20 protein-coding genes are annotated in these 17,670 nt (G+C 33.6%); 4 read left to right on the top strand and 16 right to left on the bottom strand.

What is annotated here, in order from left to right; all coding sequences use genetic code 11:
- Window positions 1-214: 214 nt before the first annotated feature.
- The 13 genes from NQ489_RS10595 to NQ489_RS10655 all read right to left on the bottom strand — a co-directional run bounded on the left by NQ489_RS10595 (window position 215) and on the right by NQ489_RS10655 (window position 10,639).
- On the bottom strand, window positions 215-2,905 hold the full coding sequence (locus NQ489_RS10595; protein ID WP_227945517.1) for a hypothetical protein: 2,691 nt from the start codon (window positions 2,903-2,905) through the stop codon (window positions 215-217).
- 63 nt (window positions 2,906-2,968) lie between these two features.
- Window positions 2,969-3,952, bottom strand: coding sequence for a hypothetical protein (locus NQ489_RS10600; protein WP_021650869.1), 984 nt, complete (start codon window positions 3,950-3,952; stop codon window positions 2,969-2,971).
- A gap of 118 nt (window positions 3,953-4,070) precedes the next feature.
- The gene (locus tag NQ489_RS10605; RefSeq protein WP_021650870.1) at window positions 4,071-4,439 is read right to left on the bottom strand and encodes a hypothetical protein; all 369 of its coding nucleotides are present in this window, start codon (window positions 4,437-4,439) and stop codon (window positions 4,071-4,073) included.
- 261 nt (window positions 4,440-4,700) lie between these two features.
- Entirely contained in the window at window positions 4,701-6,251 is a 1,551-nt protein-coding gene (locus NQ489_RS10610) for a DEAD/DEAH box helicase (RefSeq protein WP_021650871.1), read from the bottom strand.
- Between the two features lie 5 nt (window positions 6,252-6,256).
- A complete protein-coding gene (locus tag NQ489_RS10615; RefSeq protein WP_156906906.1) occupies window positions 6,257-6,397 on the bottom strand; it encodes a DUF5659 domain-containing protein in 141 nt (46 codons plus the stop codon).
- A gap of 164 nt (window positions 6,398-6,561) precedes the next feature.
- Window positions 6,562-6,954 carry a cold-shock protein gene (locus NQ489_RS17630; RefSeq protein ID WP_021650873.1) on the bottom strand — a complete coding sequence of 131 codons (393 nt, stop codon included), beginning with the start codon at window positions 6,952-6,954 and terminating at the stop codon, window positions 6,562-6,564.
- A gap of 65 nt (window positions 6,955-7,019) precedes the next feature.
- The gene (locus NQ489_RS10625) at window positions 7,020-7,340 is read right to left on the bottom strand and encodes a hypothetical protein (protein ID WP_021650874.1); all 321 of its coding nucleotides are present in this window, start codon (window positions 7,338-7,340) and stop codon (window positions 7,020-7,022) included.
- A 93-nt stretch (window positions 7,341-7,433) separates the two neighbouring features.
- On the bottom strand, window positions 7,434-7,745 hold the full coding sequence (locus NQ489_RS10630) for a hypothetical protein (protein ID WP_021650875.1): 312 nt from the start codon (window positions 7,743-7,745) through the stop codon (window positions 7,434-7,436).
- A 4-nt stretch (window positions 7,746-7,749) separates the two neighbouring features.
- Window positions 7,750-8,148, bottom strand: coding sequence for a hypothetical protein (locus NQ489_RS10635; protein ID WP_044961084.1), 399 nt, complete (start codon window positions 8,146-8,148; stop codon window positions 7,750-7,752).
- Window positions 8,149-8,407: 259 nt separating this feature from the next.
- Window positions 8,408-8,707: a hypothetical protein gene (locus NQ489_RS10640; RefSeq protein ID WP_021650877.1), complete on the bottom strand. Its 300-nt coding sequence runs from the start codon at window positions 8,705-8,707 to the stop codon at window positions 8,408-8,410.
- Between the two features lie 84 nt (window positions 8,708-8,791).
- Window positions 8,792-9,838 (bottom strand): cell division protein FtsZ, encoded by a 1,047-nt coding sequence (locus NQ489_RS10645; protein ID WP_021650878.1) that lies wholly within the window; start codon window positions 9,836-9,838, stop codon window positions 8,792-8,794.
- 6 nt (window positions 9,839-9,844) lie between these two features.
- Window positions 9,845-10,114 carry a winged helix DNA-binding protein gene (locus NQ489_RS10650; RefSeq protein ID WP_044961086.1) on the bottom strand — a complete coding sequence of 90 codons (270 nt, stop codon included), beginning with the start codon at window positions 10,112-10,114 and terminating at the stop codon, window positions 9,845-9,847.
- A 105-nt stretch (window positions 10,115-10,219) separates the two neighbouring features.
- Entirely contained in the window at window positions 10,220-10,639 is a 420-nt protein-coding gene (locus NQ489_RS10655; protein WP_021650880.1) for a hypothetical protein, read from the bottom strand.
- Window positions 10,640-11,355: 716 nt separating this feature from the next.
- Here NQ489_RS10655 and NQ489_RS10660 point away from each other — a divergent pair.
- A complete protein-coding gene (locus NQ489_RS10660; RefSeq protein ID WP_021650881.1) occupies window positions 11,356-11,985 on the top strand; it encodes a helix-turn-helix domain-containing protein in 630 nt (209 codons plus the stop codon).
- 88 nt (window positions 11,986-12,073) lie between these two features.
- On the opposite strand, the gene NQ489_RS10665 is transcribed toward NQ489_RS10660, so the two are convergent.
- Window positions 12,074-12,388 (bottom strand): hypothetical protein, encoded by a 315-nt coding sequence (locus NQ489_RS10665; protein ID WP_198013384.1) that lies wholly within the window; start codon window positions 12,386-12,388, stop codon window positions 12,074-12,076.
- A gap of 345 nt (window positions 12,389-12,733) precedes the next feature.
- On the opposite strand from NQ489_RS10665, the gene NQ489_RS10670 reads away from it, so the two are divergent.
- Entirely contained in the window at window positions 12,734-14,299 is a 1,566-nt protein-coding gene (locus NQ489_RS10670) for a Mu transposase domain-containing protein (RefSeq protein WP_021650883.1), read from the top strand.
- Window positions 14,296-15,060, top strand: coding sequence for an ATP-binding protein (locus NQ489_RS10675; protein WP_021650884.1), 765 nt, complete (start codon window positions 14,296-14,298; stop codon window positions 15,058-15,060). The genes NQ489_RS10670 and NQ489_RS10675 overlap by 4 nt, the downstream gene beginning before the upstream one ends.
- A gap of 266 nt (window positions 15,061-15,326) precedes the next feature.
- Here NQ489_RS10675 and NQ489_RS10680 read toward each other — a convergent pair whose 3' ends face one another.
- The gene (locus tag NQ489_RS10680) at window positions 15,327-15,884 is read right to left on the bottom strand and encodes a Uma2 family endonuclease (RefSeq protein ID WP_021650886.1); all 558 of its coding nucleotides are present in this window, start codon (window positions 15,882-15,884) and stop codon (window positions 15,327-15,329) included.
- A gap of 429 nt (window positions 15,885-16,313) precedes the next feature.
- Here NQ489_RS10680 and NQ489_RS10685 point away from each other — a divergent pair, with 429 nt between their 5' ends.
- Entirely contained in the window at window positions 16,314-16,517 is a 204-nt protein-coding gene (locus tag NQ489_RS10685; protein ID WP_044961088.1) for a hypothetical protein, read from the top strand.
- A 196-nt stretch (window positions 16,518-16,713) separates the two neighbouring features.
- Here NQ489_RS10685 and NQ489_RS10690 read toward each other — a convergent pair whose 3' ends face one another.
- Complete coding sequence (locus NQ489_RS10690) at window positions 16,714-16,971, bottom strand: hypothetical protein (protein ID WP_021650888.1); 258 nt, start codon at window positions 16,969-16,971, stop codon at window positions 16,714-16,716.
- Window positions 16,972-17,670: the final 699 nt, after the last annotated feature.

Here is a 17,670-nt window from a genome sequence, read left to right on the forward strand (position 1 = left end):
TTTTGTAAAAATATACACCAGAAGTTAAACTTCTGGTGTATATTTCGATCGTATACAGATGAGGGTTATATTGAAACGGCATAATGTCGATAATATCAGCGATACGGTTACACTCGTTGGGAGCAAGTGTAACCGTGTGGGAAGAAGTACTGAGCTTACGGTCTTTTCTTTCTCCCTCATAGAGAGATATTCAGAAGCCCGTAAAATCAAGGGTTTACGCAATTTTAGGTGGAGTTTTTTGTATATTTTGGTCATTTATAAAGCATTCCAGGAATATTTTTTTGTTATATTCATACAAAGAAACTAATAACTTAGTTCTAATATTACAATGCTGACTAAATGCGTATTGGATTAATGATCCCATTGTAGCTTTATTAATTTTCAGTTTCTTTAATTTTGCCATACATCCTTCAAATTCAAATGACACCTGCTCAGAATAATCTTTTTCATTCGTACTAATCCGTTTCACACGTCTATAATATTCTTCAACAATTGATGTTATTTTGTAATATTGCTTACTGTCTCGCTTAAATCCTGCAAATTCATTTTTGTCATATCGGAAAACATAAGAAATCCCATCTGTCACTGTCTGATACTTCTTTTGTTTTCGTGTATCAATTACTTTCTCTTCAATGAGTTTATATATAATATCCATAGGGCAAACAAACTCTCCAATCTGTTTATCTGGAATATTCTTTTTAGAATCTTTCATTTTCATGATTTCCGCATAGAATCGAGGATAATAAACACCTTGCTTGTCCTCTGTCCATTTACTCTTAATAATTTCCTTACATATTATACTTAATCTTCTTAACTCTGATGTGACTTCTACGTCAAAAATGCGTTTTGCAGAATCAATTGCCACTTGTGCCAAAACAGAACAAATAACAAATATATTCAATAATCTATTATCTTTAAAGCCATCGTCATAATAATAGCTTAATGCCAACTGAGCCAAGTTGCTTGCATACCCTACATCATTCTGGGACAGAGCAATTTTATAATCCATATCATAATATGACTTCATATCTTTGCCATATTTACTGGCTCCCAGTAGCGGAATTTCATTGATAATCGTTGCATATTCACTATATGATTTTCTCGCCAAATCAACAATATCTTTCTGATTGGTAACAAAAACGCTGTCTGTGTCCAGATCCTGCCCGTTGAGACGATCTTGTACATCTGTATATATTCCATTAATCACAATTACATTGTCACTCAATTTAGAAAAATATTTTTGTAATATATCAGGATACTTATTAATCAGATGAACAATATTATTAGGGCTGTTGTGTGGGCTTCGGAAACCTGCCAGACATTCACCATCATTAAATCTTGTGGTATAACATTCAATCCCTTCATCCATTTGAGTAAAGCAACTGAAACAGTCATCCTCTACATATCCATCATTTGTCTTTAATTCACCTGTAATATATTTTAAAAGTGCGACAGGATTACCGCATATTGTTAGATTGTCACCATACTGCAAGAGCTTTCCTAGTTTTAATCGTTTGTTCTTGAATTGTGACAGCATATCACTCTTTTTCTTTTTAAAAAATGGTGTATACCTAAAGTGGGAATTGATTTTATCCAGATCAATCAGCATATTATTAATGCAGTATTTTTTTGACGCACCAATTTTTAGATACTCAATAAAAGCATCATCATCTATAATCATACTATTGTAATAATCAATACTTGTTTTAGCTATGCTCTCTAACACTGTTCTGTCTACTGTTGGCAAGCTATTATTCATTTGATATGAACTACGTTGGAGATCACCATACTTGCTCTTATGTGCTGTCTTTACAATCGTAAATTGCTCTCCATCTTTTTTCATAAAGCGTTTGTAATACTTATAAGCTTCGGCATCTGTATTTCCCATCAGTTCCTTAAATTTCAGCCATTTGATAGAGTTATCCGTTACGATCACCTTTACATCAGATACTTTCATGACATTTCCAAACATATCCGTAACTGTTGCTGTCTCGTATTCAGTTTTGTAATAATCTTTAAAATACTGTTGGATATTGCCCCGAAACAGGCACGATTTAAAGAAGTGACTTCTGCAATAGATAAAGCCTTCCATGCCCTCTGGGAAGATAGAATCATCAATTAGTCCCATTCCATCCCATAAGGTATTTGTTACTTTGTAATCATCTTGCGCTTCCACAAGACATTGTTTATCATTATCCGTCTTCACAAGTAATGCAGGAATATTGACTGCTGCTTTTAAGTCCTTTACAATCAGCATATTTTTCAATGGAATATGAATATAATCCAATGCTGTTGCCGTGATCAGTGTACTGTATGCAGATAGCTCTACAATTTTAGCATTTTTATCTGGCATTTTTTCATATAATCCCATTGTCAAATAATTTCTTGCTGTATCCAGTAACTTATCTTTTATAAAAATGCACTCACCTTTTTTAGCTTTGCCAGGACTCCGCATAAGCATTTTATAACAGATATTTTTATCTGCTTCTGGAATTGGCATCCCTGTTGTTTTATCATATTTATGCCATGTAATATTAACACCATTGGTATAGTAATCTTCTCTAAGATTTTTTGTGGATACTCCATTTTGTACATCGTCTGGTTTTTCGTTTTCATCACAGCATAATTCTTTTTCATTGTATTGTGGAACAGAGTATTCAAACTTCATTGAAATAAAATCAACACTTTCTTTTTTAGAAACTCTAACCCCATGTTTAAGCATATATCTTGAAAATATGCTATCGTTTATGACAGCATTTCTCCATGTTAATCTGCAATCCTGTATATCTTTCTCTTGAATTTCTTTCTTGCTATTCTTATCATATTTATATCCATTATTCACCTGATAAATTCTGTTTGCTTGCACACTACGGATTTTAAATGTGCAATCTTCTTTTGTATTCATATTTATATACTCCCCTTTCATTCTTCAAAGAAATACCGATTTCATCGTAAATTTTACATCCTCTTATGCTACATTATCTCTTTCCTTGCTCATTTTATTTAATGTCTCAGTACAAGTACTCAAAAAATCTTTCTCCACCACACTATGAGGATTAAAACCTATTGCAAACAATAGTATAAGCTTTGCATTTCTATATGCCGTAGAATCTTCCTCTAACTTTTGTTTCTCTTTCAACGCATTCAAATTATCAAATGCAGCATTAAATTTATCATATAATATCTGTTCTTCATCTGGCATTTTTTCATATGCGTTTGCATCATATATCTGACATAAAGCATGGAATAATGCATCATCATCGTCGTGTTTTGTCTTATTAATATAGAGGCAATAATGTATCAATTCATGCCGTAAGCGTTGTTTAATTTCTTTTTCTGCGTCCATACAGCAATAAATATTTATAAGGCTTTGCATACCAACAGCAGTCATATTTCCAGCTACGAATGTCTTGCTTTTTAAGTCTGTATCTTTACGATAATCTGTATGAAATACTATCGGAAGACGTTCTGGATCAATAGCCAATGTTGAATAAGATTCTCCATCCATTACATAAACAAAATCCTCTTTTAACTGCTTTGCAAACTCTCTTGCATACTGTAAATAATCATCATATCTCTTGCCAAACTCAGCACAGAAATCTTTATAATATTCTAGGTCTTTCTTTAGATGGAACATCTCATTCATTAACTGCTTTCTATTTTTGATTGGAATAATTCCTTTTACATCTGGTTTGTTACCGAACAAATAATTTCTAGTCCATTCTCCGTCAAAAAAAGAAACGTCTACTTTCATATGCTTGCATTCTGAACACTTTGAACAATCACTATCACATTCGTAGAAGTTCACAAGGGTAACATCTTCACCATAATATTTCATACAGATTTTTCTATAAGAATCTTCTTCAATATCATAATAACCGCTCTCTTCATCTTCTAATAACGGATCAATAATCAAATGTAGCATATCTATAAATTCTCTTTTAAGTGACATAATTAATCTTCCTTTATTCAACTGCTTTTCTCTCTATGATATTTTTCTTGCGTCAGCAAGGAAAATAATTCGGTAAGTTGCTCAACAACTTGCCGTCTACCTGTTGGAAACTATATCATCAAAGAAGCACTTCATATTTACCTGTATCTATCAAGTTAATAACTGTCTTTACCATTGTCTTTGGTGCGGTGTCTGTATATACTTTTGTAGACTTTGTATTCTGTATGATTTCTTTCATAGAATATTTATCCAGCAGCAGGGATTGTAATTTTTTTCTATAATCCATCCATGTAAGTCGATCTACTCTATAGTTACTAGCATCTGCTGATCCAGTAAGACCCTCATACCATTTGCCCCATTTCTTCTCTAAATATGCATTTTTGCTGATAACCTTTTCACAAGTCATCAGACAGGCATATATTAATTCTTCACTGATTAGTCCATTGGATAAATTCTCTTTCTCATGCTGTATCGTTTTTCTATACATATGTGTTCGCCTTTCTGTTTGCATCTTATGTCTCTGACAGTAGACTCCTAATTTCTGCCCACAAGCAAGCTTGTGAACAGAGAATTAGTAGCATCACAATGTGCAATTTTTTACATTTCTCCGCTACGCTACGAAACATAAAAAATATGACACATTCTGGATTATCTCTTTTAAGCAGATTATTTATGTTTTGGGGGGAAGATTGTCACTTCACTATATATATAGTGGAATGCCAATTTTACCCCCGGAATATTTTAATGACTATTCCAAAATCCAATATGTCTTATCTCTATTTATATTTTCACTTCCATCATCTAGTTTCTTTCTTTTGTCCACTAGATTTTTTCTAGTGAGTTTTCCATTTGAATCCAACTGTTTGTTACGGAATCTACATTTATATTGTTTTTCATATTGGTCTTCAAGAGCACCATTTAAAGTATTTATTCCTGCTCTTCTAAGTTTGACACCTATATCTTCAAATCGTTTTACAATTTTCTTACGATCATCGGCATATAACCATTTTCCTTCTATTGATTTTAAATACTCCAAAAATTCATCTGTTTCTTTAAACTGCATATCTAAGTCCAATGATTTTGATGCCAATTCTTCTCCAAGCAAACACATCATAATATTTTTATAACTGGATTCTTTCATATCTCTTAACGTATCAGTATCCATCAGATATTTTTTTAATCGCATTCTGTTATATCGTAATTTATTTTTCTCTTTTTCTGGGTCAAACTGCGTATAAAATATCTTATTGGTACGAAGCATTTTACGGTTATATCCATATTTTTCCCAAAACACTTCATAATTTGTTTTATATAACATTACTGGTTCTGTTTGACATTCATTTGTATTAATCAATCCCTGTAATGCTTGTCCTGTATAATTTTTAATATAAAACGTGCAATGGTCATCATCTGATATTTTTCGCTTTCTTCCAAGTGCCTGAATTGCAGAATCTACATCTAATATCTCAGAGAAAATATGTTTTACTTTCTTATCCTTGATATCAACTCCATTGTCCAAAACTTTTGTAGTAATGAGTATTCTTTTATCAAATGTTACACTTCCATCATCATGTTCATAAATGCAATTATCATCACATATCTCTTGTACTTTCCTTGCATTTTTAGATGCAATGTAGTTGGCTTTAGTTCCATATTTTTCATAGAGTTCCGACATTCTGGATATTGAATTACAAAATATAATAATCTTGCTATCAGGCTCATTTTCTAATATGGAATCCACCTTCGGAATCAGTAATTTTTTGTCATAAAAATATACATTGTCTACATAATCATATGACTTCGGTATCTCAAAACAGGGAATATCACTCTTTTCTTTCTTCAACCAGTAAAAAAATACTTTTGCAGTAGCACTGATGTAAATTATAACGCTTTCCTTTTGCCTCCATATAAAATCATATGCCAGATCTGTATATTCATTAAAAAGTGCATCATTTGTGAAATAATGACATTCATCAGAAATAATATAATCAAAATATCCTATCTCTTTTTTGCACTTTATTTTGCTCTGCAACGCCTGATATGTAGTCACATATATTACATCTTGCAAATTTAAAGCCTCTACATTTTCATATGTTTGCTTTTTCAATTTAGATCTGTTACATAAATATATGATTTTTTTACCTGTTTCTCTTGCATATTTCCCAAGAATATTTACTATAAAATATGTTTTTCCCGTACCTGTACCACCATCAAAAATAACCTGCGTATTTTTCCAGTCTTTATATGATGTTCCGATAATATCTGAAAAATATTTTTCTTTTTTGTTGCCATTTGCCATATGAGTCACACTCCCTTCGGGAATTGCATCATCATATGGTGCAGCTCAGGTGTATCTTCGAACAGAAATACTTTATATTTTGCATCCTTTTCGGAATCTTCCACTTTAAGAATCTTGAATCCGTTATTGCAAAGCCAATTAGTCATATTAAGTGATCTCACTATGTACATTGGTGTTTTTGCTCCTGTATACATTCTTCTTTCATCCTTTCTTTATTTTTTCATCGGTTGAACTAAGGAAATAACCCTGCAATGTTCTTTACCAGTTCACAAACTGACCTTTTGATTTATAGTTCTCTGTTATTTAGTCCCTATGAAACTAACTCAGCATATTTAGCAAGCTCGTTAAAATACATTCCCTGCTCTGATGACTGAATCACATTATTCTCATTCACCACATGATAGACCTCAACACCGTAAGCATTTTGAAATTTATTTACATACAGTCCTTCTTTTTTCAAAGCTTTTCGGATCATATCTAATGTGAGTACAGGTGTTACATTTGTTGCAAGTAATCCTTTGTCATTCTTTCCTGGTTCAAACTCAACTGTATCGTTCTTATCAAGATACTTCCTTCCTTTTGGTAAGTTGATACTGGAATAGTGCATAAAATAATCTGTATCATCCACTGTAATAAATCCGTAACCTTTTTCTCCATCAAACCATTTAACTGTTCCTGTTAATACTCTCTTCTCTTCTGACATTTTCAATTTTTCCTTTCTCTATACATATAATCAGTACGGGAATCGAACCCGTGTTACCTATTAGTTCAGTAATCCGTATATAACAGCAGCTCCTTAATCTCCTGTGATGTAACACCATCAGCAATGTCAAGTTGCATTAATGCATAAATATCCTTTGCACACATCCGTCCAATGTCTAACAATACATGACCCACAGCAACTTCATATTTAATATCAATCATCTCTGAAAAGCATCCTGACTCACAAAGGAACTCTAATTCTTCTACAAATTGATCTGGTGGGTAGTTTCTTACCATATCAACTGAATAAATCTTGCCACCGATAACGGATAACTTCTTATTATTAATGGCATCCAATAATTTTTTAGGTGTTGTATTCTTCTTCATGTTTTTTGCTCCTGTATCTTTGAGTGGTACATTGCACCAGATATACCGATGCAATGTACTGTATATTAGTTAGTTCTCTGTTTCAATTTCCGATTAATGAATTGCAAAATATTCAGATACCGCCTGATTGAAAAACTCATTACAGAATTCATCGAATTTCTTTTTATTCTCTTCTGCAACGATATCATCATCTTTGGGATCTACGGAAACATTCAGATTTCCATTTGTGAAATCAACATTTGCTCTCTTGATAACATCGGCAAAATTCTCTTTAGAAATCATTTCCTGAAGCTTTTTATTGCTGTTGTAATATTTGCTACATAAGCTATTAAGCTTTTTAGCAATGTCACGCTCAAGATTTTTATTTACCGCTTTCATAATTCCACTCATAATCTTTTCTGACATAAGTTTAGTTCTCCTTTTTTCTTAATGCCCATGCAAATTTATCTCTATGCTTCATGTCTGTTGCATCGAAGCATCTATAATACAAATTTCCAGAATATGATGTGTTATCTGCTGCAATCACCCATATAGGAAAATCTCCATATGTATCATATGCAACAAAAGCAATCTTCCCTTGACTAAATGCACCGAATGTCTTCGCCTGGATATAGCAAACTGTTGCATTCCAAAAAAGATTTACAATTTGCTGTTGTTTTTTGCACTCATCTAAATCTTCATATGTCTCAAGTGATGTGATTTCTTCTTTCAAATTATCCCAATAGTATTCGTTTTCTTTATCAGTTAAGATAAATGGTTCATGTTTTGTTGGAATCCCGTTTTGTGCAACTGCTTCAATTCTGATCATTTTCATTCTCTCCGTTTTTTGATTAATTTTTATGTTCAGTGGACAGATGCAGCTCCATCCACTGATATATATTTCTCTGTGTGTCTTAAAGTTCCACTACATATTTACGTGATGGAATCTCAATCTCTTTATCAAGTTTAATTGACTGATTCATAATCATTCTGAGGACTTTGCAAACATACTCTTCATCACCTCTGATTTCAGATGGTTTTATCAGTATCAGGTATGGATCAAGTTCATGCTCTGAATCCTCCCTGTATTAACGTCTGATTACGCTAAAATTGATATTGTATACTTTCATGCGAATGGAATAACAGGTATCTCTCTCGCTGAGTTTATCAATACGCTCAATGCTGTCCGTTTTGAGTATCAGTGATGCTTTGTCCTTAGATGAGAAAATAATCTCTTTCTTGTTTTTGTCATAGTGAACTTCTGCAAAAGGAATCTCTACTCCCATTATTTTTTCACATACTTCATATGAATTGATAGCAATCATTACTTTTGCATCTCCAACCCACTCCATAAACTGTTCTACTGTTGCTGAATCTTTTGTCATCATGTCTTTTGTCCTCCGTATAAATTATTCTCTAAATATGTTTTATCTCTTATGAACTACACCAAACTCTTACAAATAGTCATTGAATTAAAACAACATATCTCTATTACTTTTCTTCTTTTCCTTTGGTTTTTCTGAAACTTCATCAAAAAATCCTAAATTATTAGTAAGCCTACTGTTATTCTGTGCGGTAATATTTCGTTTGATGGTATCCTTACTTGCATCAATTTTCTCTCTAATCTCATCCATCTTTGTATATGGCAATGACAATCCAGATAATACACAAAGTGTTGAATCTGCTTCATATCCAACATAAGTATCAAGAGGTGTTCCAACTTCTTCATAAATATCTTCTATACGGATTCCTTTTCCCATTCCAGAATTAATCAATCCGATATATTTAATCACCTTATCTTCTTCAAGTGGTGCGTAAATATTATTATGGAAGGTACTCAGTAAGTTCTGCATATCTGATTTATCCTTTCCAAGCTTACTGATAATGGAAACCCCCGGAGTTGAAAGCAACTGTCCAATCTCAGCATCATCTACATTCCCAAGAGTTGAATTGCAATCACTGGTTAGTAATGCATCCAAGTACCAGAAGAACATTTCATTAATCCGCATCTTATTATTGTTTTTACTGTTATCCAGAATAAATACGGCTCCAGGTTCATCTAATGTAGATTCGATCTCTGCTAAAGTCTCATAACTGTTAATCAAAGCTTGAACAGATTCTGTTTTCGTATCAGGTAAAACTGTAATAGTACCACACGCTTTCAAATCAAGTTCTTCCATTGCAATCTTTTTCATTGCTGCTACTCCACCTGCACCAGTTCCACCACCTAATGCAGCCGCAACAAACAGATATTCTATTCCAGGAAACTTTTCTTTAACTGCATTAATAATATTGTCAATATCCTTTCGGAAAAGTTCTTTCGATTTCTTTCTATTCTTATTACACCCTTCTCCACCAGGAATATGATATTTGTCGGATGCATCTACTTCTTTTAAACTATCCAAATCCTGATGTGCTGAATTAATAAACAAACATGGATAGTTTTTCTTATAAAAAGGAAGCAACTGATTTCCTGCATATCCGCCGATTCCTACAAAACCTGTTTTATTCTTAATCATTTTAGTTTAGTCCTCCCTCGCATTATCTGATTTAGGCATCATCCCAATTGCCTTATCTGTTAATATGTAACCATATGCTCTTTCAATCTTTGCTCCCTTGGTTACAAGTCCAAGACCTTCTAGTTTCCTAATGTGCTTATAAATGGTACTGATCTTACTTCGTCCTTCTATATCACAGATTTCTTCACATGACATAGAATGCATATGATCTATAGCAAAGTTTTTCAGCATGATATTTATAATCACATATTCAATTCTGTTTAAATCGTGACTCAACTGTTTTTCACCTCCACGAATCTTTATTGTTCACTGATTATCTCGTATCATTAAGGTAAAAATTTTTGATTCCATATTATAACTTAAAACGGAATCAAGTTTTACTTATTGATATCTCTTATGCCATCCTCTCGAAGTATAGATTTGTTCTTCATCTTCTTTCTTTTTATATCTGTCGATTTTTTCTCGATACTTTTCAATGTATGGTATTATGTCACCTGCATATCCAGATCCAAACTCAAATTTACAATCATAATAAGTTTCATAACTGTTTGTGTCTGAATCCCATTCCTCAGTTGCAGTTTCTATAAAAGGACAATCCTTGCACTCAAAATTATGCTCTTTACATACAATATGATAAAGTGCATACCAGTCCTCAATAATATCAATTTTCTGCAACAGGTCTAATTGATTTTTTTTACTTGCCTGTTCTACATCTTTAGATATGATTTCTAACTGGCGCTGCATTTCTACCAATGCCACTTTAGATTTTGACAATGCTCTATTTTCCCATGTCTTACTCATATAATTTCTCCTCATAATCAAGATGAAATCCAAGTTTCAAATTATCATTTCTTTATGCCTATAGATGCACTTTCTCCCTTGGCATAACCCAAGAATCCAAAAGCAACACCATTTTTATAAATGGTATAGAAAATAATCTATTATCATAGTGCGATCCTCCTGTTATTCAGTTTTCATAGTACATTTGGATACAGGAAATAAACCGATCTGCAAATGTACAAAAGTACATAGCTTACCTGTCATATCTCGCTGCCCTTAAATTTTTTATTTGGAAATAAATTGTGCAGACTTGCACAAAAATGAAATTAATGATATACTTTATCTTGTCTAAGGAAAAGTATAGACTTCATTCGTGATGCCTGTACAATTACATATTGGATTGAGTCGTAGGAAGCTCTTTCCAAACTAAAGGGAAGTTTCAGCGTTGTAGGAGATGCTGTTACTTTCCTTTTTTATTTGCCGTAACGCCATTATATCATCGAACATTTGTTTGTATCAATCTATAATGTTACGATTTGATTAGGTTTATGGTTAAGTTTATCACGCTCCTTTATTTCTGTTTTTATACATCTTGTTCTGTTTTTATGAGCTTATTGTAACTCATGGATTCTATTCTGTCAACATATTTATTCTACTTTTTTAAATTCAGTTTTACTTTTACGCAAATTAGTGATATTATGTATCTAAGATATAAAGAAAGATGGAGGTGAAACTTTATGGCTCTTTCATACGATCCCTTATGGAAAATGTTAAAAGAAATGGCAATTAGTAAAATGGAATTTGCCAAGTCGATAGGAATATCAAATGCCACACTAGCTAAAATGGGAAAAAACGAACCAATTACATTGACTACTGTTGATAAAATATGCAATGAATATCATTGTAAAATAGAAGATGTCGTCCAGCATATCCCAGATATAAAATTAAATACTGACAGCTCCCATGATCTTGAGGTTGGAACTATTCTTACAATTGATAGCTTTAATTATTCAGACGTTTCTATTTCCGCAAAACAAACTAAAGGTAAAATTCAAAAACACTGTTATGTCATAGTAAAAAAAGAAGAAAATCCTCAATTAACTTTTACAAATCTCATTGATAATGCAGTTAATTATATTTATACATTAGCATCCGTGTCACCTGTATCAAGAGGATTATCCTTGCCTTTTCCAAAAATATCAATTGATGATCAATTAACAGATGGATATATACTACTAGGCAAAATCAGACTTTTATCTTCTGGTATAACTTTTCATATATCAGGGAAAATGCCTTTAGAGGTAATAAAGAAATTAAATAAATTTTATTCTTTTGTAGATGATTTTGAAAAAAGCCTCCCAGATTAACTCCTGAGAGGCTTTCATACTGTTCATATTAAATTATGTCTATTACATATTTCAAATATCTCTTTTAAAATCATGTCGACAAAAATTTTCAAGACTCTGAAATGCGTTTTATTTCCAAATCCAATTTTGATTTCTTAAAAAATATATCTGTATTACACGAAATTCTACGCCACCTGTTTTCATCGCAACGTTGAAATTTTATGGTTATTTCTTGAACATACATATTTTTATCAGATTTCATTAATAATATTATTACAACATTTAATTCATTATGTTTTTTATCAATTTCGTTTAGATTTAAATTTACATTTTTTGTAGAATTAATCTCACCTGTTGAATAATGATCTTCTCCTTCCTTGTAAGTTATATTTCTTGTTTGATTTCCATTTACAAAAACATCCATATGTAAAATATCTACGCCAGTTTGTCCCATATTTCGAATTGGTAATCCAGTTTCATCTAAAAGATAATCCCCATTACATGGAATATCTTTCTCCCAATATTTATACCCAACAGTAGTATATGCAATCTCAAATTTTCCTTTTTCAATTTTCTTTAAATGACCATTAAAAAGTCTATTTTTAGTTGCATTAATTATGCAAATTCTGCTCGAACGGTACGCCTATTCTGAAATTACCGGTACATCCATTCTGATTTAGCGGTATGCGTTTTCTGCTCAAAGCGGTACGTTTTTCCTTTATTATTGTGATGTAACTATTATTCATCACTGTGCAAAGGAGGAACTATTATGCACGACTACAATACTATTCTTGGAGTCATAGAACTTCGACTCAGTAAAGTCAGTTATGACGCCGTACAAAAACGTTACCGGATTGGACGGAGCGGGATTGCATTGATCATGAACCGCTATAATGATTCAGGATTATCACTGGATGATCTTCGGCAAATGCCACCCGCAAAGGTTGTTGATCTCATCTATCCAAAAGAAAACCTTCGACATAAGGACATTCCACTACCTGATTTTGAAAAAATACATGAGCAAATGATCCAAATGGGAAAGCATGCCGACTTGAGCTTTCTATGGATCGATTATAAAAAAGAGCATCCCAATGGTTACCAGCTTGCCCAGTTTTATAAGCTGTATCGTGATTTTATGGTAGATACTTATGGTACTTCAAAAACATCTATGCCTGTGGAACGGATCCCTGGTGAAAAGATGTATATTGACTGGGTAGGCGACCAGCCGGAACTGCTACTGGACACAGCAACTGGCGAACTTCGGAAAGTTCACATTTTTACGACTACACTTGGTTTTAGCAGCCTTGTTTATGCAGAAATCTTTCTGGATGAAAAACTTCCACATTTTATTGCCGGCACAGTACACGCACTGTCTTATTATGGGGCAGTTCCTAAATATCTTGTCCCGGACAATCTGAAAACAGCTGTTACCATGCATAGCAAAGATGAACTTGTGCTGCAGTCAGCCTTTTCAGATCTGGAGACCTTCTATGATACGGTCATTCTGCCTCCGCCGCCAAGGAAACCGAAAGGCAAACCGACCGTTGAAAATCATGTGCGTTTCTTAGAAACGCATCTGGTAGAAGAATTAAAGAAAAACACTTATACCTCTCTGGAAGCCCTGAATGCTGCGGTCAAAAAGATCGTAGCGGACATCAACCAGCGTCCTTTCCAGAAAAAATCTGACATTCGGAAATCCCGCATGAATGGATTTGAAAAGTATGACAAACCGCGTATGAACCAGCTTCCAGGCGAAAGTTATACACTTTGTGATTATAAATACTTTCTTAAAGTTCCAGATAATTACCACCTTGAGTATGATGCCCACTACTATTCTGTATTGTATACCTATAAGGGGAAGTCTGCAATTCTTAAGGCTACCATGACGGAGATACGGATCTGCGACGAGTATAACCGGCTGATCTGCCGACATCCGAGATCTTATCGTGATTTTCCTCTTTACATTACAGATGACAGTCATATGCCACCAGAACACCTGTATTACAAAGAAGTGAATGCACATGACGGAGCTTATTACAGACGGTGGGCATCTGTCTATGGAGAATCTATGGTAACTCTTATTGACAGGATACTCCGCAGTTCCAAACACGAGGAACAGGCATACAACAGCTGTGCCGGTGTACTCCATTCCTGTAAGGATGTTCCTCACCGACTGGTTCGGGAGGCTGCTGAGAAATGCGTAGAAGCTAATGCCTGCAAGTATTCTTATTTCAAGAAAGTGCTTGGCATGGTCCAGAATAATCATTCCAGCAGCGGTATAAACGGAAAACTTCCTTCCCATACAAACATCCGTGGAAAGGAGGCATACAAATGAGTTCATCCCATGACATTACATTAACACCCCAGGAACAAGCTCTGATCATGCGTCTGAAGAGTTTCCGCGTTCCGGAAATGGCACATATCCTGGAAGAACAGATGAAAGATCCCAATGCAGATCTGAACACGTTTATGGAACGCATGACAGCAATGGTTGATGCAGAGTGGCAGGCACGGGCAGATAAACGCTTTAATCGTCTGATGAAAAAAGCACATCTGCGATACCCGGCGGCAGATCTTGATGAAACCATTTACCGTCCAGAACGTCAGCTTGATACCCAGACAATAGAACGTCTGAGTACCTGCCATTGGATAGAAGAAGGAAAAAATCTCATTGTAACAGGTTCTTCTGCCAGTGGAAAAACGTATCTGATCAATGCTTTTTGCATAACTGCAATGAAGCAGTCCAAGAGTGTAAAGTATATAAAAGCGAACACACTTATGAGTGAAATGGAACAGGCACGCATCAAATCCACAAATCTGGATTACCTGAATAAACTGACCAAGCTGGATCTGCTTGTGATCGATGATTTCGGCCTTATAGATCTCGATCTTGATAAATGCCGGGATCTTTTTGAAGTCCTTGACACCAGGGATGGAAGAAAATCAACTGTAGTCATCTCACAGTTTCCAGTCAGTACATGGTTTGATATGTTTGCTGATAATACCTACGCTGATGCGTGCCTTACACGAATCACAGATAAACATCATACATATCGTCTGGAGATGAACGGTATAAATATGCGTGAAACAGAATGATATCATCTAGCGGTACTTCGTACCGTTAAAAATGGAATAGCAGTTCCGCAGTAGCGGAACTGGCATTCCGTTTAAGCATAATTTGCACATTAATTATCTCTGTAAGTATTTGATCAAAAACAAATTCTTTTAACCACGGTGTAAATTCTACAAAAAAATTTATAATACTCATTATTTGACAGCTCCTTTTATAAAAAAAGAGAATTTTCTATACTACTATTTGTATATGAAAATCCTCTTTTGTAAAATCGTCTATTATTTAATCTTTATTCTACGTTCTCAAACATTTCTGCCAATGTCATAGAAATATTTGGGAAATCTCTTAGTGTTATCACTGTATCAGCATTGTAGTGGTCTTCATCTGGATCATCTTGGAGAATACAGCTATCCTTTAACTCATATTTGCCATCTTCGAGATAGTAAATCTGTACGGCTCTTTCTTTTGGCGAAACAATCCAATATTCTGATATACCTGCATTTTGATAAATTTCTTTTTTTACGGTCATATCCCTTAATGCAGTTGCAGGACTAAGAGTTTCCACGATGAATCTAGGTGTTCCAGTATAAGAACCACCTTTCAAATGCTTGCGATCACAAACGATCATTACATCAGGGATTACATAATCATTATTCTCTTGTGGATGATATTTATAATCCAGATTCTCCATAAAGGGTAAACACAAGCTGCCTTTTAATCCTGCCTTTATGATGGAATAAATATTACCGTCAACAATTCCATGCTGATAATTCGGTGATGGTGACATATTATAGATTACACCATTAATTTTCTCTTCTTTTCTATATTCCTCTTTAAGTAATGGCATATTATCACCTCCAAGTGAGTTTGGTTATATGTACATTATAATATAGATCATGTCTGTTCAGCAACCTGTTTTTTGATTCTGACAAAGCAGATATAAATATCATCACAGCAGCAGTCGTGTTATACTCATTTCTTTACAATATATTAATGAAATAACCATCAAATTTCAATGCAAATGCTTTAAGGGTAAAGTTGTTAGGGTAGATGGTTTCCGTCCAGAATTTAAGTCTATATATAAGGATTTCTGGCATAGAATTGATTCTGTGAGGGGTTGAATCTATAACTAAATCTAGCTCATATATATTTCTTTATCATAAAGCAAAGGTATCAGAAATATTTTTTATTGTTTTTTAATATAATTATTCTTGACTTTTTATTTATGTGATCTATAATGTATAGCACAATATTTTCGTTTAGGAGGTCATATCATATGTCAAGATTATCTGCCAAAATGCCTGATGGACGCACAATTTACGGCGCTGCTGCTCAACAACATATCATAAAGGACGATGGTGGTTGGGATGAACATCATCGTAAATTTGCAGAACGTGTTGCTGACATTGCAATGCGAGAACTTGAAAAAGAAAACCGCGCAAGAAATTTTACTGTAATTGATGGTAAAAAAGTCGGATAAATTTCTTTTAAGACTGTCGTGTTAAACTCTCTTACTAACCGGCAGTCTTTTTAAATTTGTTCACAGAATGACTACCTTAGTATTTTTGTGAACTGATAAGCGTTTCCTTTTTGGGAAACGGTTTCAGAATTATAACTAATTTGATTTTCTGAAAGTGATATGATAGCGTTCCCAGATTTGGGAACGGTTATATATACTAATTCTCTTTCTTTCCAGTTAATTCTTTATATCCTGCGTTGATACTCTTTTCACCTGAAAGAACTTCTTGCTTTAGTTTCTCGTTGTCGGAATCTAATATTTTCTTTCCTTTGGAATATGTATCAGTTGATACACCTGCTGTTTCTGCTAATTTAGCACGCACATCAATTTTACTTTTAGAATCGACAGTTGTTGAAGAAATCTGCGAAAACTGTTCATTCTTATTATTCTCATTATTTTGTCTTGCTATCATCATTGCATTTTGTTTATTCTCTTTCGCCTGTTTTTCATATATAGGTCTATATTTTTCTGTAATGGCGATTTTCTGAATGAATATATAAGGGTAGGGTCTGCTAGAACCTCACCCAGTATAGAATGATTTGTTTAACATTCTGGCAAAATGCCGTAAAATTGTCATCTGGTGACAATTATTATAAACAGGAATAATAATGTATTGATGTTGCAGCAGGGATAATGTTGGTGTTTTATGTGGTATATATTGTATGTAATTGGTTTTTGATGTGCTATATGTTGTATATTATTCATGTTGTATATACTATATATTGTGTAGTGTCACTCTCTCATAACCCAAAAATATTTTAATCACGAACAACAATCCTTGATATTTACTTTGATTATCAAACTATTTCTTATAAACTGAAAACTCCCAGATAGCCTTATAAATCAAGGCTTTTCAGCACTTTTCTCATTTTCCTGCATTATACCAAAATCATGAAAAATAGTTCGTATTTAATTTCGTTCTTCGTTGTATTTTCAACGTATATAGTTTTTTCACCTTATTAATTCCTACTATTTTACCAGGAATTAGTTCATAATCCCTTGCTATTACTGACTATCCTCGAAGTTTACACAATATTCCACAACTATATACCATATGATTCCGAAAAACCCTTGTGTTTATTGAATATCCTAGGATTCTCGAACACCATATACA

Source organism: Blautia sp. KLE_1732_HM_1032, assembly GCF_025147905.1.
Lineage (GTDB): Bacteria > Bacillota > Clostridia > Lachnospirales > Lachnospiraceae > Blautia_A > Blautia_A fusiformis.